22 protein-coding genes, 1 pseudogene and 1 riboswitch are annotated in these 24,203 nt (G+C 68.3%); of the genes and pseudogenes, 14 read left to right on the top strand and 9 right to left on the bottom strand.

The annotated features are described in order from the left end of the window. From PQI07_RS36180 to PQI07_RS36195, 4 genes and pseudogenes are all read left to right on the top strand, one after another. Window positions 1–165, top strand: a pseudogene (locus tag PQI07_RS36180) (circularly permuted type 2 ATP-grasp protein); the annotation flags it as partial. 65 nt (window positions 166–230) lie between these two features. Next, complete coding sequence (locus tag PQI07_RS36185; protein ID WP_043356057.1) at window positions 231–1,178, top strand: alpha-E domain-containing protein; 948 nt, start codon at window positions 231–233, stop codon at window positions 1,176–1,178. 21 nt (window positions 1,179–1,199) lie between these two features. Continuing rightward, a complete protein-coding gene (locus tag PQI07_RS36190) occupies window positions 1,200–2,027 on the top strand; it encodes a transglutaminase family protein (protein ID WP_043356055.1) in 828 nt (275 codons plus the stop codon). Window positions 2,028–2,071: 44 nt separating this feature from the next. Next, window positions 2,072–2,824 (top strand): proteasome-type protease, encoded by a 753-nt coding sequence (locus PQI07_RS36195; RefSeq protein WP_274929273.1) that lies wholly within the window; start codon window positions 2,072–2,074, stop codon window positions 2,822–2,824. A gap of 139 nt (window positions 2,825–2,963) precedes the next feature. Here PQI07_RS36195 and PQI07_RS36200 read toward each other — a convergent pair whose 3' ends face one another. From PQI07_RS36200 to thiO, 4 genes are read right to left on the bottom strand one after another with little or no spacing between them, the layout of a single operon-like run. Continuing rightward, window positions 2,964–3,608 (bottom strand): thiamine phosphate synthase, encoded by a 645-nt coding sequence (locus PQI07_RS36200; RefSeq protein ID WP_274929274.1) that lies wholly within the window; start codon window positions 3,606–3,608, stop codon window positions 2,964–2,966. Next, the gene (locus tag PQI07_RS36205; protein ID WP_043356050.1) at window positions 3,605–4,408 is read right to left on the bottom strand and encodes a thiazole synthase; all 804 of its coding nucleotides are present in this window, start codon (window positions 4,406–4,408) and stop codon (window positions 3,605–3,607) included. The genes PQI07_RS36200 and PQI07_RS36205 overlap by 4 nt, the downstream gene beginning before the upstream one ends. Window positions 4,409–4,410: 2 nt before the next feature. Continuing rightward, window positions 4,411–4,623 (bottom strand): sulfur carrier protein ThiS, encoded by a 213-nt coding sequence (thiS, locus tag PQI07_RS36210; protein ID WP_274929275.1) that lies wholly within the window; start codon window positions 4,621–4,623, stop codon window positions 4,411–4,413. Continuing rightward, window positions 4,620–5,843 (bottom strand): glycine oxidase ThiO, encoded by a 1,224-nt coding sequence (gene thiO / locus PQI07_RS36215; RefSeq protein WP_274929276.1) that lies wholly within the window; start codon window positions 5,841–5,843, stop codon window positions 4,620–4,622. Before thiO ends, thiS begins: the two co-directional genes overlap by 4 nt. A gap of 64 nt (window positions 5,844–5,907) precedes the next feature. Then, window positions 5,908–6,036, bottom strand: a riboswitch (TPP riboswitch). A 233-nt stretch (window positions 6,037–6,269) separates the two neighbouring features. Between thiO and PQI07_RS36220 the strand changes: the two genes are divergently transcribed. Both PQI07_RS36220 and PQI07_RS36225 read left to right on the top strand, forming a co-directional pair. Continuing rightward, on the top strand, window positions 6,270–6,779 hold the full coding sequence (locus PQI07_RS36220; RefSeq protein WP_274929277.1) for a TIGR02281 family clan AA aspartic protease: 510 nt from the start codon (window positions 6,270–6,272) through the stop codon (window positions 6,777–6,779). 416 nt (window positions 6,780–7,195) lie between these two features. After that, complete coding sequence (locus tag PQI07_RS36225) at window positions 7,196–8,317, top strand: glycosyltransferase (RefSeq protein WP_274929278.1); 1,122 nt, start codon at window positions 7,196–7,198, stop codon at window positions 8,315–8,317. Window positions 8,318–8,419: 102 nt separating this feature from the next. Here the strand turns inward: PQI07_RS36225 and PQI07_RS36230 are convergent, their stop codons facing one another. From PQI07_RS36230 to PQI07_RS36245, 4 genes are all read right to left on the bottom strand, one after another. Beyond that, complete coding sequence (locus PQI07_RS36230; RefSeq protein ID WP_075379617.1) at window positions 8,420–9,679, bottom strand: adenylate/guanylate cyclase domain-containing protein; 1,260 nt, start codon at window positions 9,677–9,679, stop codon at window positions 8,420–8,422. A gap of 76 nt (window positions 9,680–9,755) precedes the next feature. Next, the gene (gene rpoD / locus PQI07_RS36235; RefSeq protein WP_043356038.1) at window positions 9,756–11,738 is read right to left on the bottom strand and encodes an RNA polymerase sigma factor RpoD; all 1,983 of its coding nucleotides are present in this window, start codon (window positions 11,736–11,738) and stop codon (window positions 9,756–9,758) included. 198 nt (window positions 11,739–11,936) lie between these two features. Then, window positions 11,937–13,829, bottom strand: coding sequence for a DNA primase (dnaG, locus tag PQI07_RS36240; RefSeq protein WP_053610008.1), 1,893 nt, complete (start codon window positions 13,827–13,829; stop codon window positions 11,937–11,939). A 100-nt stretch (window positions 13,830–13,929) separates the two neighbouring features. After that, entirely contained in the window at window positions 13,930–14,391 is a 462-nt protein-coding gene (locus PQI07_RS36245) for a GatB/YqeY domain-containing protein (protein ID WP_043356034.1), read from the bottom strand. Window positions 14,392–14,583: 192 nt separating this feature from the next. Between PQI07_RS36245 and carA the strand changes: the two genes are divergently transcribed. Together carA and PQI07_RS36255 are read left to right on the top strand one after the other, a co-directional pair. Then, window positions 14,584–15,816, top strand: a complete 1,233-nt coding sequence (carA, locus tag PQI07_RS36250) for a glutamine-hydrolyzing carbamoyl-phosphate synthase small subunit (protein ID WP_179698218.1) — start codon at window positions 14,584–14,586, stop codon at window positions 15,814–15,816. 162 nt (window positions 15,817–15,978) lie between these two features. After that, window positions 15,979–16,356, top strand: a complete 378-nt coding sequence (locus tag PQI07_RS36255; RefSeq protein ID WP_274929279.1) for a hypothetical protein — start codon at window positions 15,979–15,981, stop codon at window positions 16,354–16,356. Window positions 16,357–16,391: 35 nt separating this feature from the next. On the opposite strand, the gene PQI07_RS36260 is transcribed toward PQI07_RS36255, so the two are convergent. After that, window positions 16,392–16,799: a pseudoazurin gene (locus PQI07_RS36260; RefSeq protein ID WP_236952857.1), complete on the bottom strand. Its 408-nt coding sequence runs from the start codon at window positions 16,797–16,799 to the stop codon at window positions 16,392–16,394. 334 nt (window positions 16,800–17,133) lie between these two features. Here PQI07_RS36260 and carB point away from each other — a divergent pair, with 334 nt between their 5' ends. The 6 genes from carB (at window position 17,134) to trxB (ending at window position 24,159) form a co-directional block, all read left to right on the top strand. Continuing rightward, window positions 17,134–20,607 (top strand): carbamoyl-phosphate synthase large subunit, encoded by a 3,474-nt coding sequence (carB, locus tag PQI07_RS36265; protein ID WP_182591977.1) that lies wholly within the window; start codon window positions 17,134–17,136, stop codon window positions 20,605–20,607. A 90-nt stretch (window positions 20,608–20,697) separates the two neighbouring features. Continuing rightward, on the top strand, window positions 20,698–21,174 hold the full coding sequence (gene greA / locus PQI07_RS36270) for a transcription elongation factor GreA (RefSeq protein WP_170861838.1): 477 nt from the start codon (window positions 20,698–20,700) through the stop codon (window positions 21,172–21,174). Window positions 21,175–21,177: 3 nt separating this feature from the next. Further along, on the top strand, window positions 21,178–21,678 hold the full coding sequence (locus tag PQI07_RS36275; protein WP_043356024.1) for a hypothetical protein: 501 nt from the start codon (window positions 21,178–21,180) through the stop codon (window positions 21,676–21,678). 51 nt (window positions 21,679–21,729) lie between these two features. Next, the gene (locus PQI07_RS36280) at window positions 21,730–22,779 is read left to right on the top strand and encodes a mitochondrial fission ELM1 family protein (RefSeq protein WP_043383257.1); all 1,050 of its coding nucleotides are present in this window, start codon (window positions 21,730–21,732) and stop codon (window positions 22,777–22,779) included. 14 nt (window positions 22,780–22,793) lie between these two features. Continuing rightward, the gene (locus PQI07_RS36285) at window positions 22,794–23,108 is read left to right on the top strand and encodes a hypothetical protein (RefSeq protein ID WP_274929280.1); all 315 of its coding nucleotides are present in this window, start codon (window positions 22,794–22,796) and stop codon (window positions 23,106–23,108) included. Between the two features lie 46 nt (window positions 23,109–23,154). Next, on the top strand, window positions 23,155–24,159 hold the full coding sequence (trxB, locus tag PQI07_RS36290) for a thioredoxin-disulfide reductase (RefSeq protein ID WP_053610012.1): 1,005 nt from the start codon (window positions 23,155–23,157) through the stop codon (window positions 24,157–24,159). Window positions 24,160–24,203 lie beyond the last annotated feature (44 nt).

Below are 24,203 nucleotides of genomic sequence, written 5' to 3' on the forward strand. Positions count from 1 at the left end.
GTTGCGCCCCGTCACGTCGACCTGAGGCCTTTCGTGCTGTGCGGGGCGGACAAGATCCGGATCGTGCCGGGCGGTCTGACCCGGGTGGCGCTGAAGGAAGGGTCCCTGGTGGTCAATTCCAGCCAGGGCGGTGGCACGAAGGACACGTGGGTGCTCGACGCCTAAGGTCCGCGACGTCCGGACGTTCCGAGGCGCGGACACCGTGGTCCGCACGACTTGGCTGAAGACCGATGCTTTCCAGGACTGCCGACAATCTCTTCTGGCTCTCGCGCTACGTGGAGCGGGCCGACTTCGTCGCCCGTATCCTCGATGCGGCCCACCGTTTCGCCTCGCTGCCGACGAGCTACGGCGGCGGCGGGAGCAACGAGTGGGAATCCGCCCTCGCCTCGGCCGGCGACCCGGACGCGTTCAAGACGCACTACAGTGCGGTGAACGCCGACACGGTCTGCGATTTTCTGGCCTTCAGCCCGCACAACCCGTCCTCGATCCGCTCCTGCATCGAGGCGGCCCGCGAGAATGCCCGCTCGGTGCGCACGGCGCTCACCACCGAGATGTGGGACGCGATCAACGGCGCGTGGCTGGAGTTGCGCAACTACGCCGGCAAGGACCTCAACCGCGACGAGTTCGGCCGCTTCCTCGACTGGGTGAAGACCGTCTCGCTGACCTTCGATGGCTCGGCCTTCCGGACGATGCTGCGCAACGACGCCTTCTGGTTCACACGGCTCGGCACGGCGATCGAGCGGGCCGACAACACCGCCCGCATCCTCGACGTGAAGTACCAGATCCTGCTGCCGCACGACGAGACGGTGGGCGGCAGCCTCGACTACTTCCAGTGGACCACGATCCTGCGCGAAGTCTCGGCGTTCAATGCCTATCACTGGGTGTATCGCGAGAGCGTCAAGCCGCTGCTGGTGGCCGACCTGCTGATGCTCAACAAGCAGATGCCGCGCTCCTTCGCCAACTGCTACGGCGTGATCGTCGAGTATCTGGATCTCATCGCCGACGCCTACGGGCGCCGGGGCCCGAGCCAGCGGCTCGCCGGCAACATGCTGGCGAAACTGGAAGGCGAGGATATCAACCGAGTCTTCGCCTCAGGGCTGCACGAATTCGTCGAAGCGTTCATTGCCGAGAACAACAGGGTGGGCGAGGCGATCGCCAAGCAGTATCTGGTCGGCTGAACGAGACGGACAGGACAGCGCATGCGCATCCGCGTGGTTCACGAGACCATCTACACCTACGAGCAGCCGGCCCGCGGGCTCGTGCAGGTCCTGAGGCTGACGCCCCGGGATCATGACGGCCAATACGTCCGCACATGGCGGATCGACACCACCATCGACGGGCGGCTCACTGCCCGCGAGGACGGGTTCGGCAATGTCGTCCATTGGTTCACGCCGGACGAGCCGGCCGACGCCCTCACCATCCGCGTGACCGGCGAGGTCGATACCGATGACACGAACGGTGTCGTGCGCGGCACTGTGGAGCGCCTGCCGGATCAGTTCTTCCTGCGCGACACGGACCTGTGCGCGGCGAGCCCCGAGCTGCACGCCTTCGCGGAACGCGTCGCCGCGGAGGGCGACGGTGCGGTTCTGGCTCTCCTGCACAGGCTGATGGGCGCCGTCCGCGGCGCGGTGACCTACGAGCCCGGCCCCGCCTCCAGCGCGGTTCCAGCCGCCAAGGCCTTCGCGGCCGGGAGCGGCGTCTGCCAGGATCTCGCCCACGTCTTCCTCGCCGCCGCCCGCCACATCGGCATCCCGGCCCGCTACGTGGCCGGTTACCGGGCCCGGGACGACGGGCAGGCGGATGTCGAGGCGCCCCATGGCTGGGTCGAGGCCCTGGTGCCGGATCTCGGCTGGGTGGCGTTCGATCCGTGCTACGACGTCAGCCCCTCGGACAATTACATCCGCGTCGCAACGGGCCTGGACTATCTCGGCGCAGCCCCGATCCGCGGCAGCCGCACGGGGGGTGGCACCGAAACACTGGACGTGAAGCTCCGGGTCGAGCAAGGCAGGACCGCCGCCCAATCCTGATCGTTCAGACACCGGTCCGCCGGCCGTAGGAGAACCCGAAGACGATGACCTACTGCGTCGGTGTCCTGGTCGAGGAAGGGCTGGTGATGGTCGCCGACACCCGCACCAATGCGGGGCTCGACGATATCTCGACCTACAGAAAGCTGCACCATTTCAACGTACCGGGCGAGCGGGTGATGATGCTCGCCTCGGCCGGTAATCTCTCGATCACCCAGTCTGTTCTCAGCATGCTTCAGGAGGGCGTGCCCGGCGAGGAGGACGACGAGCCGCCACAGAAGCTCGTCGAAGCGCCGACCATGTTCCAGGCCGCGCAGCTGATCGGCCGGGCCATCCGACGGGTGCGGGCGATCGAGAAGGACGGGTTCGAGGCGGCCAACATCCGGTTCTCGATCTCGCTGCTGTTCGGCGGCCAGATCGGGAATGGCGAGATGCGCCTGTACCTGATCTATTCGGCCGGCAATTTCATCGAGTGCAGCACCGATGCGCCCTTCCTTCAGATCGGCGAGCACAAGTACGGCAAGCCGATCCTCGACCGGGCGGTGAGATACACGACCGAGCTGTACGACGCCCTCAAGGTCAGCCTCGTCTCGATGGATTCGACCATGCGGTCGAATCTCGGCGTGGGGCTGCCGATCGACATCGCCCTGGTTCGCCGGAACGCGCTGACGCTGGAAGTGAATCACCGGATCGAGGCTGGTGAGGGCTACTTCCACGACCTGCGCGAGCGCTGGTCGGCGGCGCTCCGGGCCGCGCATCGGGCCATCCCGCGGCCGCCTTACGGGCCGACGGACAAATAGGGCTTGCGCGAAGATCCGATCCGGCGCCGTGTCCGCGCGGACTTGCGGCTGATATCGCCCCGCCCGTCGTCCCGAGCGGAGCAAAGGGCCCCGGGTCCGTGCCGGTCGCGAGGCCCGTGCGCCGACCGGCTGGCGCCCCTCAGACGGGGGCGCGATCGGCCGAGCTCCAGGCTTTCAGGACGGCCTGCGCGGCCTCGGCCGGCTCGCGCGCTCGCATCAGCCCACCCATGACAGCGACCGCCGCCGCCCCGGCGGCCCGGCATCCGCCGATTCGGTCCGCGTCGAGACCGCCGAGCGCCACGATCGGAAGCTCGCGATCGCAGGCCGCCGCGAGCCCCGCGAGGCCGAGCGCCGGGCCGTAGCCAGGCTTGCTGGCGGTCGCATAGATCGGGCTGAGGGTGGCGTAATCGGCACCGGCCGACGCCGCCTGGGCGACCTCGTGCGCCGCATGGGCCGACACGCCGATCAGCGCCCGCTCTCCCAGCGCCGCCCGTGCCGCCGCGATGGCCTCCGGTCCCGAGCCGCCGCCGAGATGGACGCCGTCTGCCCCGAGGGCGCGCGCCAACGCGACGTCACCGCCGACCGTCAGGACGCCTTTCGCGGCCCGCACGCGCTCTGCCACGGCCTCGCCGAGGCGCCGACGGGCGTCCATCTCCAGATCGCGATCCCGGAACCAGATCCAGCGCCCGCCGCCATCGAGGATCGCCTGCACCGTCTCGGCGAGCGGCCGTGGATGCCCGTGCCGGTCCGTCACCGCGAGCAGCGGCGACGGCAGTGCCCTCACGAGCCGACGAGGCCGAGCTGCGGGCTCGATGGCTCGGCCCGGCCGCGGCGGGGAATGCGCCCGGCGCAATACGCGTCGCGTCCGGCCTCCACCGCCCGGCCCATGGCGCGGGCCATGCGCACGGGATCGTCGGCCTTGGCCACCGCGGTGTTGATCAGGCAGGCGGCGGCGCCGAGTTCCATGGCGATCACCGCATCCGAGGCGGTGCCGATCCCGGCATCGACCACGACCGGCACCTTCGCCCGGCGGCAGATCAGTTCGAGATTGGCCGGGTTGGCGATGCCCATCCCGGACCCGATCAGCGAGCCCATGGGCATCACGGCGGCGCAGCCGATATCCTCCAGGCGCTGGCATACGATCGGGTCGTCGTTGCAGTAGGGCAGCACCACGAAGCCGTCATCGACGAGATGGCGGCAGGCCTCGATCAGCTCCATCACGTCCGGGTAGAGCGTCTCCCGGTCACCGATCACCTCGACCTTGATCCAGTTGGTGTCGAGCGCCTCACGGGCGAGTTCGGCGGTCATGATCGCGTCGCGGGCCGTCTCGCAGCCGGCGGTATTCGGCAGGAAGCGCTTGCCCTTCAGGATCTTGACCGTGTCCGAGCCGTGGCCCTGCAGCGAGACCCTGCGGATCGAGGCGGTGACCACGTCGGCGCCGCTCGCCTGGACGGCGTCGCGCATGATCGCCTGCGTCGGATAGCCGGCGGTGCCGATGAACAGTCGCGACGACAGGCTCACGCCGGCGATGGTCAGGCTGTCATCCCCACCTTCGGGACGCAGCGGCGTATGGGTCTGATCCATGCTCAACCTCCCTGCATGGCGCGAACGATCTCGACGCGGTCGCCCTCCGCGATCCGGGTTTCCCCCCAGTCGCGGCGGCGCAGCACCCGGCCGTTCAGCGCGATGGCGACGCCCTGCGGGCTCTCGATGCCGCTCTCCGTGGCTTCGAGGCGGAACAGCGCGTCCACCGTCTCGGCCGCGCAGTCGCGCGGCTCACCGTTGACGACGAGCTTCATGCCGAGGCCCTCAGCGCGTCCGGCTGGCCGAAGCGCAGGCGGGTGAAGGGACGGGCGACCTCGGGTAGCGCGCCGTGCAACACCAGCGCGGCGATCGCCTCGGCGGTGACCGGGGCGAGCAGGTAGCCGTTGCGGTGATGCCCCGTGGCGGCGACGAGGCCCGGTGCGATGGTGTCGAGGATCGGCGCGTCGTCGTCCGAGGTCGGGCGGTAGCCGCTCCAGACGGCCTCGACTTCCATCTCCTCGATACCGGGCAGCACCCGGCGGGCACCCTCCAGCAGCGCGTAGAGCCCGCCCGCGGTAACGCCAGGCCGGAAGCCGCAATCCTCCACGGTCGCGCCGACGATGAGCTGGCCGTCGCTCTTCGGCGCCATGTGGACCTGCTCGGTCCAGACCATCCGCGCGAGGGTGCCGGTGCGGGCGGTGGTGCGCAGCGCCAGGGACTGGCCTTTCAGCGGACGGACCGGAAGGGCGAGCGCGTCGAGGAGCAGACCGCCCTCCCCGCTCCAGGCGCCGGAAGCCAGGATGACGGTCTCCGCGGCGACGACGCGGTCGCCGGCGCGGATCCCGGTCACGCGGCCGCCCGACCAGTCGAGGGTAGTGACGGCGGTCCGCTCCGCCAGGATCACGCCGGCCCGGCGACAAGCCTCGGTGAGGGCCTCCATGACCAGACGGGGATCGACCTGATGGTCCAGCGGGCAGTGGATCCCGGCGGTGACGGAGGGGCGCAGGCCGGGCTCCAGGCGCCGCACCTCGCTGCCCGGCAGCCAAGTGGCGTCGAGTCCCGAGCGGCGCTGCAGGTCGTAGCGGAAGCGCAGGCGTTCGACCTCGTCGCGGCCGACCGCCAGCACCAGGGTGCCGTCGGCCCGATAGTCGATGGTTCGGCCGGACTCGGCCTCAAGGGTGTCGCGGAAGCCGGGCCAGAGCCGGAGCGAGTCCAGGGCGAGCGGCAGAAGCGGGTCCGAGCCGGGCTCGTGCTCGGCGGCCGGAGCCAGCATGCCGGTGGCCGCGAGGCTCGCCCCGGCGCCGATCGTCTCCCGCTCCAGCACGGTCACCGTGCGGCCGGCCCGCGCGAGCCGCCACGCGATCGACAGACCGATCAGCCCGCCGCCGATGACAGCGACGTCGGTCCGCGCCGGCAGGACGGCGGGCGCGACGCCGCCCTCGGGATTGCGGCGGCGGCCGATCGGTGAGGCAGGTCGGTCGAAGGGCACAGGCATCTCCGCGGATTGCCGTCGCGGGGAGCGGGCCGTGCGCTTCTGCCAGAAGCTGTGGCCTGCCTTACGGGCGGCCGCGGTCCAATCCCTACGCCGGTATGAGCCGGATCAGGTTCGAAGGATTTCCGCGCCGCAGGTCCTAAGGGACGTGCCAGCGGTTTCTCAGCCCCTTGCCGGGGATCTCCCTGGAACAGACGCAGATGTGGCGTCACGGCTTGTGTCGGTCAACCCCGCGCCGCCGCCCCTGCATCATTCCCGTGACAATCCGCGGGTCGCGGTGACAGTCCAGACACCAAGCGGACCGGAATCGGCGCGCGGACAGCGGTCGCGATAGGCGGCGCGCACCATCCCTTCACGCGTCTGGGATCTGATCGCCGGGATCCCGGACCTTCTCCGGGCGCCGGCACTCCACGTCACGGGCGAATTTGCGTGCGCACAATCCTGTTGATCTGCATGCTCGGCTTTCTCGGCGTCACGGCCATCCTGAAGGTGCGCGATGGCATGCGGGCGGCGCCGGTCGCGCTCGCCGTCGCACCGCTGCCGGAGCCGGATCTCGCAGGCCGTGCCGCTGCCGGTGTGGCCCTCCAGGCTGGCCGCAACGGCCATTTCTTCGTCAACGCTCTGCTGGACGGCCGTTCACTGCCGATGATGGTGGATACCGGGGCGAGCGCCTGCGCGTTCTCCGAGGAGGACGCCGCGCGGATCGGGATCCAGGTCGCTGCGTCCGACTTCACGCGCGTCTGGAACACCGCGAACGGGACGGTTCGCGTGGCGCCGATCCGGATCGCGATCGTGCAGATCGGATCGATCACGGTGCGTGACGTCGATGCGGTCGTGATCCCGCGCGGGCTCCTGTCCACCAGCCTGCTGGGCATGTCATTCCTCAGGCGCCTGCGCGAGTTCGGCGTCTCCGGCAGCACGATGACCCTCAGGGGCTGAAACGCCCGAACGCCCATGCCGATCTCTGGGGTCGCGGTGCGCCAACGGCGGCCGGCGCGGCCCGTCTCCCCGGGATCGGCTGCGGGACCAGGTCGATCACGCGGCCGATCCTGCGCGGAAAATATTCGGTGCGCAGGCCACGGGCGGCCCGATGATGGATCGTCCCCGACCGGTTGAATAATTCAATTCTTCCCGGTTGATTTATAGATCTTAGGTCATTGTGTTTAAATATTTCTGAGTTTGACCCCGATAAAGCTGCAAATACGCCGATCAATCAGATTGATCATGGAGCAATCGGTCGTTTTGTCAATGCGCTGATGTGGTGCTAGGAGCCGTGATGACTGCGCGTTCAAGGCGTGAGTGCATGACGGGGCGGCTTCAGGATGAAGAATCGCGAATCCACGATCTGCTTATCGATGATCGTGAAGAACGAAGCCCACGTGATCCGTCGGTGCATCGACTCTGTTCGTCCGATCATCGATCATTGGATCATCGTTGACACTGGATCGACGGATGGAACACAGGATATTGTCCGTGCCGCGCTCGCGGACATACCGGGGGCCCTGGTCGAGCGCCCCTGGGTCGATTTTGCCTTCAATCGGAACGAGGCCCTGAAACTCGCGCGGCGTCACGCGCAGTACGCTCTGATCATCGATGCGGATGATGAGTTGGTCATCCCGGCCGACTTCACGATGCCGAAGTTGCATGCGCCCGGCTATCGGTTCGAGATCATCGACGAGCAGACGCGATACTGGCGCACCCAGTTGGTCAGATGCCGGGAAAACTGGCGCTACCGGGGCGTCCTGCACGAATTTCTCAGCTGCCCCGGCGTCTCCGAGACACCGGTCCTTCCCCTCGCGATGCGCCGGGGTGATGACGGCGCCCGTCACCGAGACACCGCGGCGGACGCGCGGGATATCGCCGTTCTCAAGAAGGCGTTGGCGGTCGAGACCGATCCCCACATGATCGCCCGATACACGATGTACCTCGGGACAACGTATAATGCTGCTGGAGAATACAGGAAAGCTCTCGAATGCTTTCTGAAAAGAGCAGAGCTGGGCGGATGGGACGAGGAGGTCTATTACAATCTGCTGATGGCCGCCGTGAACGCGGAGCGCCTCGATGAGCCGGAGGACAGGGTGTTGCAGCTCTACGAGCGCGCGACCTCCGTCCGCCCCGCGCGGGCGGAAGCGCGCCACGGGGCCAGTCGGTTCTGCCGGTTAAGGAAGCGGTTCGCGGACGGATATCGATACGCGGAGGCGGGCCTGGCACTCGAACTTCCGAGCGAGGGGATTTCCCTGAATCCGTGGGTCTACGAATACGGCATACTCGAAGAGTTCGCCATCAACGCGTACCATATCGGCCAGTACAGCGCGTGCGGACATGCCTGCCTGAAGATCCTCGAACGGAGGCATGTCCCGAAGGAGGTGGCCATACATGCCGGCGCCTTGGCCCGGGAGGTGATGGCGAGGATGATCGACCCGGTCTGGGGTTGCCGGCACAACCCCTACACTCTGCCGTTCGTGCCGACGTGGTGAGCCGAGCGGCGCACGGATCGGCTGCGAGCCCGGGTTCACGGCGGACGGGTGGGACGGCTTCCTGACGCCGAGAGCCGATCGAGGACGCGATCGGAGAGGGGCTCAGCTGGATTTGCGCGGGCGCAGGAACTTTGGCCGGAAGACTGCCATCGGCTCGTCGAACCCGTTGAGCCGGTGCTCGCCCAGCGGGATCGGATCCCCCCAGAGGAAGTCCACGAAGGGCTTGGACATCAGCAGCGGCTCGCCGAGGGTGCGATTCAGCTGCGCGATGCGGCTCGCGAGGTTCACGTCGCGGCCGATCACCGTGAAGTCGAGGCGGGAGCCGGACCCGACATTGCCGTAGGCGGCCTCGCCGTGGTGGAGCGCGATGCCCGCGGCCACCGGTACCGGGAACTGGTGCAGGGCGTTCGCTTCGTCGAGGGCCGCCAGGGCGTGCTGGGCCGCCGTGAGCGCACCTTTGGCCGCACCGCCGAGGTCGTCACCGGACTCCCGGAAGATCGCCAGCAGACCGTCGCCGAGATACTTCAGGACCTCGCCGCCCTCTCGCTCGATCGGCGGCACGAGGCAGTCGAAGAACACGTTGAGCAGGCCGACGGCCTCCTCGGGCGTCATGTCGGCGGAGGTCCGGGTGTAGTCGCGCATATCGGCGAACAGGATCGCCGAGCGGATCCGCGTCACCTGTCCGCGGCGGATGTCGCCGGCCAGGATCGCCCGGTGCGGCTCGTCGCCGACATAGAGCCGCAGGACGTGGTCGAGCTGCTTGTTGAGGACGCGCATCTCCATCACGGCCGCCAGCGCCGGCATGACGAAGCGCAGGATCGCGATGTCGTCGTCCCGGAACCCCTCAGGGGCCCGCGTGGCGAAGGTGATGCCGTTCTGGGTGCCGTTCGTGAAGAACAACGGCGCCACCACGTAGTGGGTGTAGCCGCCGGCCTTCAGGTCCGGAACGATCGCGTAGGCGTCGTCCGGCGTCTTGGACAGGTCGAGGATCAGCCAATCGCCGGTGGCGTGGACCGTATGGAACGGGCTGTTGAGATAGGCGTCCGTCGAGCGGGCGCCGTGCGGGAACAGCCGCACGGTGGTGCCGCCGTCCCGGGTCCAGATCCGGCCAACGCCGGCATATTCCGAATGCAGGGTGTCGATGGCCGTCGATGCCCGGTCCACCGGTACGCCGACGGCGATCAGACGCTCTGCGAGTCCGGTGAGCATCTCCTCGGCGTTGGGCATCCGCGCCCCCTCGCCGAGCAGCCAATCGCGGATGCCGACGGAGGGCTGGAGCGCGCCGAAGGGCACGTCGTCAGCCTCCGATCCGTCCGCGAAGGCCGTCGGGGATCCGGGCGGTGGCGGGCGGCGTTCGAGCATGGCGCCAGAGTGGATGCCGCGCAGCGCCGAAGCAACGCGGTCGACGGGAAAGCGCCGCGTAATCCGCGGCGTGGGCTCAGTTGTCCAGGAAGCTCCTGAGCTTCCGGCTGCGCGACGGGTGCTTCAGCTTGCGCAGTGCCTTGGCCTCGATCTGACGGATGCGCTCGCGGGTCACCGAGAATTGCTGGCCGACCTCCTCGAGGGTGTGATCGGTGTTCATCCCGATGCCGAAGCGCATGCGCAGCACACGCTCCTCGCGGGGCGTGAGCGAGGCGAGTACCCGGGTCGTGGTCTCGCGCAGATTCGACTGGATCGCCGCGTCGATCGGCAGGACGACGTTCTTGTCCTCGATGAAGTCGCCGAGGTGGCTGTCCTCCTCGTCGCCGATGGGCGTCTCGAGGGAGATCGGCTCCTTGGCGATCTTCAGGACCTTGCGGACCTTCTCCAGCGGCATGGCCAGCTTTTCGGCCAGCTCTTCCGGGGTCGGCTCGCGGCCGATCTCGTGCAGCATCTGGCGCGAGGTCCGGACGATCTTGTTGATCGTCTCGATCATGTGCACCGGGATGCGGATCGTGCGGGCCTGATCGGCGATCGACCGGGTGATCGCCTGCCGGATCCACCACGTGGCATAGGTCGAGAACTTGTAGCCGCGCCGGTACTCGAACTTGTCCACGGCCTTCATCAGGCCGATGTTGCCCTCTTGGATCAGGTCCAGGAACTGCAGGCCGCGGTTCGTGTACTTCTTGGCGATGGATATCACGAGGCGCAGGTTCGCCTCGATCATCTCCTTCTTGGCCTGCCGGGCTTCGCGCTCGCCCTTCTGGACCATGTTGACGATCCGGCGGTACTCGCCGATCTCCAAGCCCGTCTCGGAGGCGAGATCGAGGATCTGCGCGCGCAGCTCCGCCACCTGCTTCGAGCCGCGCTCGACCAGGTTCTTCCAGCCCTTGCCGCCCAGCGTGCCGACGCGCTCCATCCAGTTCGGATCGAGTTCGTAACCCTGATAGTGGCGCAGGAACTCGTCGCGGGCCACGCCGTGGCTCTCGGCGAAGCGCATCAGCCGGCCCTCGTGGCCGATCAGCTGCTTGTTGATCGAGTAGAGCTGACCGACCAGCGCCTCGATGCGGTTGTTGTTCAGCGACAGGGACTTCACGTCGGCGACGACGATGTCCTTCAGCTCGGCCTGTTTCTGATTCTGGGCCGGGGTGTTCTGCTCCCCCGCCGCCTTGCGCTCGGTGCCCTCGATCTGGAACTTGCGCAGCTTGCGGTAGTTCGCGGCGATCGCGTCGAAGGTCTCGAGGACCCGCGGCTTGATCTCGGCTTCCATGGCGGCCAGCGAGACGTTGTTCTCGAGGTCGTCCTCGTCGTCGCCGCCCTCCGGGGGCGCCGGCGGCTCGCCGTCCTCGGATCCTTCCTCGCCTTCGCCGAGCTGCGGCGCGTTCTTGCCGTCCGGCCCCGCGTAGGTCGCCTCGAGATCGATGATGTCGCGCAGGAGGACCTTGCCCTCCACGAGCTCGTCCCGCCAGATGATGATCGCCTGGAAGGTCAGCGGGCTCTCGCAGAGCCCCGCGATCATCGCTTCGCGCCCGGCCTCGATGCGCTTGGCGATGGCGATCTCGCCCTCGCGGGACAGGAGCTCCACCGAGCCCATCTCGCGCAGGTACATCCGCACCGGATCGTCGGTCCGGTCGGTCGGCTCCTTGGTGGTCGTGGCGACGGTGACGGCGCGCGCCGGCGCGACCTCGGCGACCTCGCCGCCTTCGGCCTCCTCTTCCTCGCCTTCGGCGGCCTTCTCGCCGGCCGCCTCGTCGGTCTCCTCGGCCTCGACGACGTTGATGCCCATCTCGGAGAGCTGCGACAGCACGTCCTCGAGCTGGTCCGGATCGGACTGGCCCTCAGGCAGAACCTCGTTGACCTCCTCGTAGGTCACGTAGCCGCGCTTCTTGGCGAGCTTCACCATCCGCTTGACCGAAGCATCCGTCAGGTCGAGGAGCGGCCCGTCGGTCTGCTGCTCGGGGGCAGCGTCCGTCTCGTCCCGTTCCGTTGCCTTCGTCGCCATGATCAGCCTATTGTTTCGCACGCGGCGCGTTGCGGAGGCCCCGATGGGGCCGCTCCACGCCGTCGGCGCCGCTGTATGAGATCGGCGCCGGATTGCTCCAGTCGCCTTGAGTCGTCGGTTTCCGTATGCAAGCCTGAGGCTTGACCGATTGTTAACTATGGCGAGACTCCGTCCGCCGCCACCGCCATGACACAGGGATCACGCGGCCGTCGAGTCGCTCGACACCGGTGCGTCGGCCTCCGCCTCGGCGGCGATGACGGTTTCCAGCCTCGCCTTCACTTCGCAGAGCCATGCCCATCCGGCATCGGTCGGATCGTCTTCAAACGCCTGCCGTGCTTCGCGAAGTTCGCTATGTAGCGCTCCTGCCTGCCGGTGCAAGATCATCGCCTGTCTCAGGGCGTCTGCGCGGTGTGCGGGATCGGCGTGCGGGGCCAGGGTCGTGCGGTCGCGAGAGCGGGCCAGGGCGAGGATTCTGTCAGCAGCCGCAGCAAGTCCGGCGCGATTGATGCGATTCTGCAACACTTCCGGCACCGGATGCTCGTCCTCGGCGGCGCAGGCCAGGAGGACAGATAGAATCCCTCGCGCATCCGGATCCTCGAAATCGAGATCGGCGGTCTCTTCGCCGAACTCCGCGATCATCTCGGGATGGGCGAGCAGGGTGCCCACGATGACCGCCTCGCGCACCGAAGCGGCGCCCGTGAAGCCTGCCGAGGCCGTCATGGAGGGGCTCGGACTCCCGGTGATGCGCGGCGAAACGGGCTCGCCGGGCCGGGTGAAACGCAGGCGTCCGCGCGGAGCCCCGCCGGCGGCGGCTCGCGCGCTGCGGGGTGACAGGCTCCGCAGGCGCTCTTCGATATCGTCGCGGTAATAGCGCCGCACGGTCTCGTCGCGGATCGTCGCGACGGTGGTGCGCAGGGTCTGCGTCAGGCCGGCGCGCCGCTCGGGCGTGTCGACCGGCCCCGCTTCGAGGGCGCGCCGCCACAGCAGCTCGGAGAGCGGCAACGCCGCCGTGAGCACCTGATCGATGGCCGCCGGGCCGCCCGACCGCAGCAGGTCGTCGGGATCCTGGCCACCGGGCAGCAGCGCGATCCGGAGCGAGCGGCCGGGCGCGAGGAGCGGGAGCGCGATGTCGAGGGCCCGGAAGGCCGCCCGCTGGCCGGCCTTGTCGCCGTCGAAGCAGAGAATCGGCTCGTCGGCGTGGCGCCAGAGCAGGCCGAGCTGATCCTCCGTCAGCGCGGTGCCGAGGGGCGCCACGGTCTCGGGATGGCCGGCTAGCGTCATGGCGATGACGTCGACGTAGCCCTCGACCGCGATGATCGACCCGCGCTCGTGCGCGGCCTTCCGCGCGCCGTGGAGGTTGTAGAGCGTGCGGCCCTTGTGGAAGAGCGGCGTCTCGGGGGAATTCAGGTACTTGGCGCGCACCTCCTTGGCGAGAGCCCGCCCGCCGAAGGCCACGACCCGGCCGCGTGTGTCGGTGATCGGGAACATCACCCGGTCGCGGAAATAATCGTACGGGACCGAGACGCCCTCTCCGGCCGCGATGAGGCCGAGTTCGACCATCAGCGCCTTGTCGACCCCCTGCCCGGCGAGGTGGTCGCGCAGGGCGTAGCGATCGTTCGGCGCGTAGCCGAGGCGGAAGGCTCGCTGCGTCTCGTCCTTGAGCCCGCGGCGTTCGAGATACGCGCGGGCCTCGCTGCCCTGCCCCGCCCGAAGCCGGTCCTCGAACCAGCGCGCGGCCATCTCCATGACCTCGATCGCCCCGGCGCGCTTGCGTTCGCTGGCGCGGTTGTCCTCGGTGGGGGCCGGCAGGCTGACGCCGGCCTCGCCCGCCAGCCGCTCGACCGCCTCGGGGAAGCTGAGACCCTCCGTCTCCATGAGGAAGGTGAAGATGTCGCCGTGCTTGGAGGACGAGAAGCAGTGATAGAACTGCTTCTGGTCGTTCACGTAGAAGGACGGCGTCTTCTCGGCGTTGAACGGCGACAGGCCGCGCCACTCGCGGCCGGCCTTCTTCAACTGCACGCGGCGGCCGACCACCGACGAGGCCGGCAGCCGGGAGCGGATCTCTTCCAGGATGTGGGGCGGATAGCGCACGGGGCCTGGGATGGGTTGCGTGAACCCGCACCTATAGCGCGTGAGGCGTAACGGAGTCCCTCACGCGCTCGAAATCCGGTGGAGGATTGCGGGGAGAGGCTCAGCCCTTCGCGGCCAGCGCCGCCTTCACCAGACCGCTCGCCTTGCCGAAATCCATCCTGCCCGCGAAGGTCCCCTTCAGGGCGCCGATCACCTTGCCCATGTCCTTGGGCCCGGCCGCGCCGGTCTCGACGATCGCCGCCTCGACGGCCGCCTTCATCTCGGCCTCGTCCATCTGCTTCGGCAGGAAGCTCTCGATGATGGCGATCTCGGCGCGCTCGTTGGCGGCGAGTTCCGGGCGGCCGCCCTGCTCGTAGACCGACGCCGATTCGGTGCGCTGCTTGATCATCTTCTGGAGCAGCGACAGGATCTCCTCGTCGGAGGCCGGCTCCTTGCCGAGACCCCGCGCCTCGATATCCTTGTCCTTGAGGGCGGCCTGGATCATGCGGACGGTGGCGAGCCTTTCCTTGTCGCCGGCCTTCATGGCCTCCTTCATCTCGGTGGTGAAGCGCGCGCGCAGCATCTCGGTGAACCTTCCAACGGTCGAAGCGGGGGACTGGCCTGCGGTTTGCGGGTGTTGAGCCCTGCGGGCGCCGGGACCACATTGACCCCATCGCGGGCCGCTCGCTAAGAGCGCCGCACACGATCATGCTGCAAGCCGAGAGCGCCGCAACCCGGTGCCCGCCTTCGGCCGGACATAAGCGAGACTCAGCCCATGCTGCAAGACGCCGCCGCGCATGCCCCCGAGACTCGGGCGCCCGAGCCCTGGGCCGAGCCCGTCGCGACAGCTCTGCTGGTGCTGGCTGACGGCACCATCCTGGAGGGCTTCGGCATCGGTCAGACCGGCGTGGCCGACGGCGAGGTCTGCTTCAACACCGCGATGACCGGCTACCAGGAGATCCTGACGGACCCCTCCTATGCCGGCCAGATCGTCACCTTCACCTTCCCGCATATCGGCAATGTCGGCACCAACGACGAGGATCTGGAGAGCCTGGAGGCGGCGCCGGCCTCGGGCGTGCGCGGCACGGTGATCGCCTCGGCGGTGACGAAGCCGTCGAACTGGCGCTCGTCGTCGCATCTCGACGGCTGGCTCAAGGCCCGCGGCATCGTCGGCATCACCGGCGTCGACACCCGGGCGCTCACCGCCCGGATCCGCGACCAGGGCATGCCGAACGCGGTGATCGCCAACGATCCCGAGGGCAAGTTCGACCGCGAGGCCCTGAAGGCCCGGGCGGCGGCCCTCGCCCCCATGGAAGGGCTCGACCTCGTGCCGCCGGTGACCAGCCGTGCACCGTCTGAATGGTCGGAGACCGTGTGGGCGCTCGGCAACGGCTACGGCAAGCGCGCGCCCGGCGAGGGCCTCAGGGTCGTCGCCATCGATTACGGCGTGAAGCGCAACATCCTGCGCCTCCTCGCCCAGGCCGGCTGCGATGTCACCGTGGTTCCGGCCACCACCGCGGCGGAGGAGATTCTGGCGCTGAAGCCGGACGGTGTGTTCCTGTCGAACGGCCCCGGCGATCCGGCGGCGACCGGCGCCTATGCGGTCCCGGTGATTCGCAAGCTCCTGGACGCGAAGGTGCCGACCTTCGGCATCTGTCTCGGCCACCAGCTCATGGGCCTCGCCCTCGGCGGCCGGACCGTGAAGATGGGCCAGGGCCACCACGGCGCGAACCATCCGGTGAAGGACAAGACCACCGGCAAGGTCGAGATCGTCTCGATGAACCACGGCTTCGCGGTCGATCCGAACAGCCTGCCGGAGACGGCCGTGGAAACCCACGTGTCGCTGTTCGACGGCTCGAATTGCGGCCTGACGCTCACCGACCGCCCGGCCTTCTCGGTGCAGCACCACCCGGAGGCCTCCCCGGGCCCGCGCGACAGCCACTACCTGTTCGAGCGTTTCGTAACGTTGATGCGCTCCGGCACGCCGGAGACCGTCAAGGGCGCTTGAGACCGGATCCGAGCCCGCGTTGCTCCCGCGGCCCGATCCCAATCGGGCCGCGGCGGGGCCATAAAATCCGCCAGATCGGGCAGCTTAAGAGAGCCCACGACGGCCCCTGAACGGCGGCGCATCCGCGTCCCGCGCATTCGGCCCGTCGCAGGGGATTGCCGGATGACCATCGACGAGGCGCGCGACGATTTCTCCCGCCTGCATCGCAGTTTCACGTTCCACCTTGGCGTCGCCGTGGGTCTGTCCTGGCTGACCGCCGTCTATGCCGCCTTCTACGCCCCCTGGGTGCGCAACATCCGAGCCCTCATCGATCCGACGGGCGGGCTCGACCGCGTCGAGAGCACGGAGTCCTACCTGTTCGCCTTGCCGGCGGTCCTCGCCCTCGCCTGGGTTTCTCTCTATTTCGGCCGCGAGGCGCTGCGCCGCGCGCAGACGCTCTCGAACGTCGCCGTCGAGTTCGCGGCCGCCGCCGTGGTGGCCTTCGGGGTTTTCTATCTCTCGATCGACCGGGCCGTCGCGGCGCTTCACGCCGGCCTCTGAGTCGGGACGGGGCGGCCTGGCGCCACCCCGTTTGCCTACTCGACCTTCGCGAACAGCGGTTCGAAGCGCTTGGCGGCCAGCTTGTTCTGCGGGACCGCCTTGGCCGCCTCCAGATTGTCGGGCTTGTCGCCGACCTGGACCAGGCCGACCATGCCCATGATGTAGTGCGGCGAGCACTTGATTCCGTAGAGGCCGGGCTTGTCGAAGGTCACGGTCTCCTCCTTGCCGACCACCGTCTTGAACGGCGCTGCCCCCTCGGGTGCCATGCCCTTAATCAGCTCGGCATTGTGCCCCTTGTCGGCCGGCACGAACCGCACCGTGTCGCCGGGCTGGATTTTCACGTAGGCCGGATCGAAGACCATCATCCCGCCCGGACCGCTGTTCAGGGTCTTGATGGCGACTTCCGAAGCGTTCGCGCCCAGGATCGATCCGATCAGAAGCATTGCGGAAATAGGGGCTGGCCAGAGCATCTTCGGTCTCGACTCGTTGTGGTATCGATCGACGGATCGGCCGATCGATCAAGGCCTACAAATCGCTCCGGAACCCAGCAAGAAATCTTCCCGCGCGGGCGTTCATTTATAAGAGCTCCAATTCGGCCGACCGGCGTCGCATCCATGCGTCGAACGCACCGTGAGGATGCGCGGTTGTCCCGGCCTTCCAATGCGCCCGTGGCCCGTGTAAACGCGGGGCTCAACGACAATCCCGCCACGCGCGTCCGGGAGCAGGGCTGAAGTCAGCCCTGCCCGATCGGGCGCGCTTGGCCCGACAAGGCCGCAGATGCCCAAACGCACCGACATCTCCTCGATCCTGATCATCGGTGCGGGTCCGATCATCATCGGACAGGCCTGCGAGTTCGATTACTCCGGCACCCAGGCCTGCAAGGCGCTGCGCGAAGAGGGCTACCGGATCGTCCTGGTGAACTCGAACCCCGCGACCATCATGACCGATCCGGACATGGCGGACGCGACCTATGTCGAGCCGATCACCCCCGAGATCGTCGCCAAGATCATCGAGAAGGAGCGCCCCGACGCGATCCTCCCGACGATGGGCGGCCAGACGGCGCTGAACTGCGCCCTGTCGCTCCAGAAGATGGGCGTGCTGGCGAAGTACGGCGTGCAGATGATCGGCGCCACCGCGGAGGCGATCGACAAGGCCGAGGACAGGAGCCTGTTCCGCGACGCCATGACCAAGATCGGGCTCGACACCCCGAAATCGGCGCTGGCCAACGCCTCAACGGCCAAGAAGGCCGACCGGCAGGCCTACCTCGCCGAGATCGCCCGCATCGAAGCCGCCAACGCGGAGCCGGAGGCGCGGCAGAAGGCGCTGGCCGCCTTCGAGAAGAGCTGGGCCGCGGGCGAGACCGACCGGCGCAAGCGCTACGGCGAGCATGCGATCGGGCAGGCGCTGATGGCGCTGGCCGAGGTCGGACTGCCGGCGATCATCCGCCCGTCCTTCACCATGGGCGGCACCGGCGGCGGCATCGCGTACAACCGCGAGGAATTCCTCGACATCGTCGAGCGCGGCATCGACGCGTCTCCGACCAACGAGGTGCTCATCGAGGAGAGCGTGCTCGGCTGGAAGGAGTACGAGATGGAGGTCGTTCGAGATAAGAACGACAACTGCATCATCGTCTGCTCCATCGAGAACATCGACCCGATGGGCGTCCATACCGGCGATTCGATCACCGTCGCCCCGGCGCTGACGCTCACCGACAAGGAATACCAAGTGATGCGCGACGCATCGCTGGCGGTGCTCCGCGAGATCGGTGTCGAGACCGGCGGCTCTAACGTGCAGTTCGCGATCAACCCCGAGAACGGGCGCATGATCGTGATCGAGATGAATCCGCGGGTGTCGCGCTCCTCGGCGCTGGCCTCGAAGGCCACCGGCTTCCCGATCGCCAAGGTCGCCGCCAAGCTCGCGGTCGGCTACACGCTCGACGAGATCGCCAACGACATCACCGGCGGCGCGACCCCGGCCTCGTTCGAGCCGACGATCGACTACGTCGTCACCAAGATCCCGCGCTTCGCCTTCGAGAAGTTCCCGGGCGCCGAGCCGACGCTGACCACCGCCATGAAGTCGGTGGGCGAGGCCATGGCGATCGGCCGCTGCTTCGCCGAATCACTCCAGAAGGCCCTGCGCTCCCTGGAGACGGGGCTGACCGGCCTCGACGACATCGAGATCGAGGGCCTCGGCAAGGGCGACGACCACAACGCCATCAAGGCGGCGATCGGCACGCCGACCCCGGACCGGCTGCTCAAGGTCGCGCAGGCCCTGCGGCTGGGTGTCAGCCACGAGCAGGTCTATGCCTCGTGCAAGATCGATCCGTGGTTCCTGGAGCAGCTGCAGGCGATCATCGACCTGGAGAACCGGGTGAAGGCGCATGGCCTGCCGAAGACCCCCGGCGCCTTCCGCCAGCTCAAGGCCGCCGGTTTCTCGGATGCGCGCCTCGCCGTCCTCGCCAAGACCGACGAGGCCGCGGTCAGCGCGGCTCGGCGTGCGCTGTCCGTGCGCCCGGTCTACAAGCGCATCGACACCTGCGCGGCCGAGTTCAAGTCGCCCACCGCCTACATGTACTCCACCTACGTGGCGCCCTTCGCGGGCGCGGTGGTGGACGAGGCGCAACCCTCTGACCGCAAGAAGGTCGTGATCCTCGGCGGCGGCCCGAACCGGATCGGCCAAGGCATCGAGTTCGACTATTGCTGCTGCCACGCCTGCTACGCGCTGTCGGAGGTGGGCTACGAGACCATCATGGTCAACTGCAACCCGGAGACGGTCTCCACCGACTACGACACGTCCGACCGGCTCTATTTCGAGCCGCTCACCGCCGAGGACGTGCTGGAGATCATCGAGACTGAGAAGCAGGCCGGCACGCTGCACGGCGTCATCGTGCAGTTCGGCGGCCAGACCCCGCTGAAGCTCGCCCGGGCCCTTGAGGCCGCCGGGGTGCCGATCCTCGGCACCTCGCCCGACGCCATCGACCTCGCGGAGGACCGCGACCAGTTCAAGCGGCTGCTGGACAAGCTCGGGATGAAGCAGCCGAAGAACGGCATCGCCTATTCGGTGGAGCAGAGCCGGCTCGTGGCGGCCGATCTCGGCCTGCCCTTCGTGGTGCGCCCGAGCTACGTGCTGGGCGGCCGCGCCATGGCGATCATCCGCGACGAGACGCAGTTCGCCGACTACCTCCTCGATACCCTGCCGAGCCTGATCCCCTCCGAGGTCAAGGCCCGGTACCCGAACGACAAGACCGGCCAGATCAACACGGTGCTGGGCAAGAACCCGCTCCTGTTCGACCGCTACCTGTCGGATGCGGTCGAGGTCGATGTCGACGCGGTCTGCGACGGCAAGGACGTGTTCATCGCCGGCATCATGGAGCACATCGAGGAGGCCGGCATCCATTCCGGCGACTCGGCCTGCTCCCTGCCGCCGCGCTCCCTCTCGCCCGAGATCATGGACGAGCTGGAGCGGCAGACCAAGGCGATGGCGCTGGCGCTCAACGTCGTCGGCCTGATGAACGTGCAGTACGCCATCAAGGACGGCGTCATCTACGTGCTGGAGGTGAATCCGCGCGCCTCGCGCACCGTACCGTTCGTCGCCAAGGTCATCGGCGAGCCGATCGCCAAGATCGCGGCCCGGCTCATGGCGGGCGAGGCGCTGTCCACCTTCGGCCTGAAGCCGAAGACCCTGCCGCACATCGCCGTCAAGGAAGCGGTCTTCCCGTTCGCCCGCTTCCCCGGCGTTGACGTGCTCCTCGGTCCGGAGATGCGCTCCACCGGCGAGGTGATCGGGCTCGATACCAGCTTCGGCGTGGCCTTCGCCAAGAGCCAGCTCGGTTCGGGCACGCAGGTCCCGAAGGCAGGCGCCGTGTTCGTCTCGGTGCGGGATGCCGACAAGGCCCGCATCCTGCCGACCATGAAGCTCCTGTCCGATCTCGGCTTCACCATCCTGGCCACGGGCGGCACGCAGCGCTATCTGGTCGAGAACGGCGTTCCGGCCGAGCGGATCAACAAGGTCCTCGAAGGCCGGCCGCACGTGGTCGACGCGATCAAGAACGGCGGCATCCACCTCGTGCTGAACACCACCGAGGGGGCCGGCGCCCTCTCGGACTCGCGCTCGCTCCGGCGTGCGGCCCTCTTGCATAAGGTGCCGTATTACACCACTCTAGCCGGCGCGATGGCCGCGGCCGAGGGGATCAAGGCCTATCTAGAGGGCGATCTCAAGGTTCGCGCGTTGCAGGAATACTTCGCGGCCTGAACCTGAGGGTTCCGCTGACTTTATCTCGTGGCCCGGAGAGAGTGCTCCACTCTCGGCCGGGCCTCTTCATTGTGGCGCGAGACGATGACGATAGACAAGGTTCCGATCACGGTGCGCGGCTTCGCAGCCCTCGAAGAGGAGCTGAAGCACCGGCAGCAGGTGGAGCGTCAGCGCATCATCCAGGCGATCGCCGAGGCCCGTGCCCTGGGCGACCTGTCGGAAAATGCCGAATATCACGCCGCCAAGGAGGCGCAGTCCCATAACGAGGGACGCGTGATGGAGCTGGAGAGCATGATCGCGCGGGCCGAGATCATCGACGTCACCAAGCTCTCGGGCAACAAGATCAAGTTCGGCGCCACCGTGAAGCTCGTCGACGAGGACACGGAAGAGGAGAAGACCTACCAGATCGTCGGCGAGCCGGAAGCCGACGTGCGCTCCGGGCGCGTGTCGATCACGTCTCCGATCGCCCGCGCCCTGATCGGCAAGGGCGTCGGCGACACCGTCGAAGTCACCACCCCCGGTGGCGGCAAGTCCTACGAGGTCGTCGCCGTCCAGTACGGCGGCTGAGGCATGCGCCCGCGTTCCTGGGGCTGGCTTGCCGGCCTGATTCTCGGTGTCGTCGCGGGATCCGCGGCGGCAGGCGATTTTCCCGCCACCGCCGTCTTCTCCGACATCCGGGTCGATGTGCGGCCGCTCGTGGACAAGGGCGCAGGCCTGCAGGCCGAGGCGCTGGCTTCCGATCTCACATCGGCCCTGCGGAAGAATTTCGCCGGTCGCATCGGCGGCCGCGGGCCGCGCCTCGTCGTGGTCGTCACCAGTCTGTCGCTGCGCCCCTATGTCGGCAGTGGCGACCGGCCCGGCTTCGGCAGCAATTTCCAGACCGACTACATGGAGGGCGAAGCCCTGCTGGTCGGGCCCAAGGGCCAAGTGCTGGGACGCTATCCGCAGATGACCGCGACGCCGTCCAGCTACGGGGGCGCGTGGTACGATCCGCAATTCGAGCAACGCCGGCTGGCCGCGATCGCCGACATTTATGCCCAGTGGCTCGCCCGCGACCTGCCGCGGGATTAGAGAAGGGCCGTCCGCCCCGGCCCGCGGCGTAGGGCGTTTCCGGTGAGGAGCATGGCAAGCATCGACGTGACGGAGTCGCAGACCGCGCCGCTCAGCCGCTTGGACTCGCGGCCCGGGCGCCTGCCCGAACTCGCCCGCGCCCGCGCCTGGATCGTCACCGACGGCAAGGCCGGCGACGAGAACCAGTGCGTCGGCATCGCCGAGACATTGGGTCTCGCCTTCGAGACCCGTAAGGTGCCCGCCTCCGGGCCGTTCGGGTGGATGGCCCCGTGGGGGCCGATCGACCCCCGTGAGGGCCCGCGCCGGCGCGCCGGCGCCCTGTCGGGCCCCTACCCCGACATCCTGATCGCGTCCGGGCGCCGGTCCGTGCCCTACCTGCGGGCGGTGCGCCGCGCTACGGGCGGCCGGACCTTCACGGCCTTCCTGAAGGATCCGCGGATGGGCGCGGACAGCGCCGACTTCATCTGGGTGCCGGATTACGACGACCTTCGCGGCCCGAACGTCTTCACGACCCTCACGGCTCCGCATCTCGTCACGGCCGCACGACTGGCCGCCGCCCGGGCCCACCCGGATCCGCGCCTCGCGCGCCTCGACGGCCCGCGGGTGGCGGTCCTGGTCGGCGGCGACAGCCGGCATCTGAGCTACCGCAAGACCGACATGATCCGTCTCGTGGAGGATCTGCGCGGGCTGGCGGCGCAGGGCTGCCGGCTCATGGTGACGATATCCCGCCGGACGCCCAACCCGCTCCGCGAAGCCGTGAAGGCCCTTGCGGCAGAGACCGGCGGCTTCCTCTGGGACGGGTCCGGCGACAATCCCTACGTCGCCATGCTGGCGCTCGCCGAGGCGATCGTGGTCACCTCCGACTCGGCCAACATGGTGAGCGAAGCGGTGGCGACCGGCGCGCCGGTCCTGCTGTTCGACCTGCCGCGCACCTATATTCGGCATCGGCGGATGTTCGCCGGGCTTGCCATCGCCGGAGCGCTGCGGCCGTTCACCGGTCAGTTGGCGGAGCTGACGTACAAGCCGATCGACGCGACGCCGGTGATCGCTCAGGCGCTCGCCGACGTCTATGCCGCACGACGCGCGGCCGGACCGGCCTGAGGAGGCCGAGACAGATGGCCCACACGTACGCCAAACGCGTGATCGTCGGCTCCGGGCACGCCGCCGGCACGGTGGGCTTCTGTGCCGCCCGGCCCGACATGAAGCCCATCCCCGCGCCGCCCATTCAGCCGGCCACGGCGATCAGCGACGGGTCTTTGCCCATGCGCCACGGTGGCTCCCGGAGCGAGACGCCCGGCACCGCCGGGACCGAGATCCCGAACGTGCTCGTGACGATCTCCGAACCGCTGGTGTCTCGGATGTGTGTGGATCCTAACACCTGCCCGGCGAACGACGACCGTCCGCGGCCCGTGCTTGAAGCTGCGGCGTAGAGCACATTCAAGACATCTCCGCTCCCTCGCTACGTCCAGGCTCGCCATGACCACTCACAAGACGAAGGTCCTCATCATCGGGGCCGGACCGGCCGGCTACACCGCGGGCATCTACGCCGCCCGGGCCAACATGAAGCCCATCCTGGTGACGGGCATCCAGCCCGGCGGCCAGCTGACGATCACCACGGACGTGGAGAATTATCCGGGCTTCGCGACCGCCGTTCAGGGGCCCGACCTGATGGAGCAGATGCGCCTGCAGGCCGAGCACGTCGGTACCCGGATCCTCTCCGACACCATCGTGTCGGTCGACTTGTCTCAGCGCCCCTTCGTGGCCCAGGGGGATGGCGGCGACACCTACGTCGCCGATACCCTGATCGCCGCCACGGGCGCCCAGGCCCGCTGGCTCGGCCTGCCCTCCGAGATCGAGTTCAACGGGGCAGGCGTGTCAGCCTGCGCGACGTGTGACGGCTTCTTCTATCGCGGCAAGGAGGTCGTCGTGATCGGCGGCGGCAACACCGCCGTCGAGGAAGCCCTGTACCTCGCCAACCTGGCCTCGAAGGTCACCGTCATCCACAGGCGCGACCGCTTCAGGGCGGAGCCGATCCTGCAGGATCGGCTGTTCGCCCATCCGAAGATCGCGGTCATCTGGAACCATGTGGTCGAGGAGGTCCTCGGCCGAAGGGAGCCGGTGAAGGCCGTCACCGGCGTGCGGTTGCGCGACACCGGCAGCGGCGCCACGCGGGACGTGCCTGCCGACGGCCTTTTCGTCGCCATCGGTCACGACCCGGCGACGAAGCTCTTCGCTGGCCAACTCGAACTGCTGGAGGGCGGCTACATCAAGATCGTGCCGGGCACGACGCGGACCAGCGTCGAGGGCGTCTACGCCGCTGGCGATTGCGCCGAGTTCGTCTACCGGCAGGCGGTGGTCGCCGCCGGTATGGGCTGCATGGCGGCGCTCGAGGCGGAGAAGTTCCTCGCCGAGCACTCCCCGGATCCGAAGGTCAGGACCGAGGAGTTGCAGGAGCCGGAGATGATCGGCGCCTACGACTAGGCGAGCGGACGCGCGCCCTGCATCCAGCGCCGCACTGACGTGGC

Source organism: Methylobacterium sp. 092160098-2 (assembly GCF_028920805.1).
In the GTDB taxonomy this organism is placed as follows: domain Bacteria; phylum Pseudomonadota; class Alphaproteobacteria; order Rhizobiales; family Beijerinckiaceae; genus Methylobacterium; species Methylobacterium fujisawaense.

Coding starts and splice junctions, on each gene's coding strand:
- PQI07_RS36280 (WP_043383257.1), top strand. CDS start 21,730: ATGGCAAGCATCGACGTGACGGAGTCGCAGACCGCGCCGCTCAGCCGC.
- PQI07_RS36255 (WP_274929279.1), top strand. CDS start 15,979: ATGACCATCGACGAGGCGCGCGACGATTTCTCCCGCCTGCATCGCAGT.
- PQI07_RS36195 (WP_274929273.1), top strand. CDS start 2,072: ATGACCTACTGCGTCGGTGTCCTGGTCGAGGAAGGGCTGGTGATGGTC.
- thiO (WP_274929276.1), bottom strand. CDS start 5,843: ATGCCTGTGCCCTTCGACCGACCTGCCTCACCGATCGGCCGCCGCCGC.
- trxB (WP_053610012.1), top strand. CDS start 23,155: ATGACCACTCACAAGACGAAGGTCCTCATCATCGGGGCCGGACCGGCC.
- PQI07_RS36285 (WP_274929280.1), top strand. CDS start 22,794: ATGGCCCACACGTACGCCAAACGCGTGATCGTCGGCTCCGGGCACGCC.
- PQI07_RS36225 (WP_274929278.1), top strand. CDS start 7,196: ATGATCGTGAAGAACGAAGCCCACGTGATCCGTCGGTGCATCGACTCT.
- PQI07_RS36275 (WP_043356024.1), top strand. CDS start 21,178: ATGCGCCCGCGTTCCTGGGGCTGGCTTGCCGGCCTGATTCTCGGTGTC.
- PQI07_RS36205 (WP_043356050.1), bottom strand. CDS start 4,408: ATGGATCAGACCCATACGCCGCTGCGTCCCGAAGGTGGGGATGACAGC.
- PQI07_RS36190 (WP_043356055.1), top strand. CDS start 1,200: ATGCGCATCCGCGTGGTTCACGAGACCATCTACACCTACGAGCAGCCG.
- carB (WP_182591977.1), top strand. CDS start 17,134: ATGCCCAAACGCACCGACATCTCCTCGATCCTGATCATCGGTGCGGGT.
- thiS (WP_274929275.1), bottom strand. CDS start 4,623: ATGAAGCTCGTCGTCAACGGTGAGCCGCGCGACTGCGCGGCCGAGACG.
- PQI07_RS36245 (WP_043356034.1), bottom strand. CDS start 14,391: ATGCTGCGCGCGCGCTTCACCACCGAGATGAAGGAGGCCATGAAGGCC.
- PQI07_RS36185 (WP_043356057.1), top strand. CDS start 231: ATGCTTTCCAGGACTGCCGACAATCTCTTCTGGCTCTCGCGCTACGTG.
- carA (WP_179698218.1), top strand. CDS start 14,584: ATGCTGCAAGACGCCGCCGCGCATGCCCCCGAGACTCGGGCGCCCGAG.
- PQI07_RS36230 (WP_075379617.1), bottom strand. CDS start 9,679: ATGCTCGAACGCCGCCCGCCACCGCCCGGATCCCCGACGGCCTTCGCG.
- rpoD (WP_043356038.1), bottom strand. CDS start 11,738: ATGGCGACGAAGGCAACGGAACGGGACGAGACGGACGCTGCCCCCGAG.
- PQI07_RS36260 (WP_236952857.1), bottom strand. CDS start 16,799: ATGCTTCTGATCGGATCGATCCTGGGCGCGAACGCTTCGGAAGTCGCC.